We start from the raw sequence: 224 nt of genomic DNA, 5'->3' as shown, positions 1-224 counted from the left end.
TCTGCTTCTGCATCAACTTGAGCCTTAGCTGCTGCTTTCTCTTCGTCTGTTAGATCAGAGCGAGCGTCAATTTCATCCTTCTTGGCTTGAGCGGCTTCATCGACAGCTTTCTTCGCTTCAGGCTTAGCAACTGCAGCTGGGTTAATAGCTTTAACAGTGTCAACACCTGCAGTCTTAGCTTCTTCAACTCCTGCATTTGTTGTTGCTGCATCTACTGCAGCTTT

At 46.9% G+C, this 224-nt stretch carries 1 protein-coding gene; it reads right to left on the bottom strand.

The window, feature by feature from the left end:
* Positions 1 to 224: DUF1542 domain-containing protein (locus E4T71_RS09655; protein WP_135039044.1), on the bottom strand; the 224-nt coding region annotated here is incomplete at both ends.

Source organism: Streptococcus sp. WM07 (genome assembly GCF_004570525.1).
GTDB lineage: Bacteria > Bacillota > Bacilli > Lactobacillales > Streptococcaceae > Streptococcus.
This window is presented reverse-complemented; position numbering and strand designations above follow the sequence as displayed.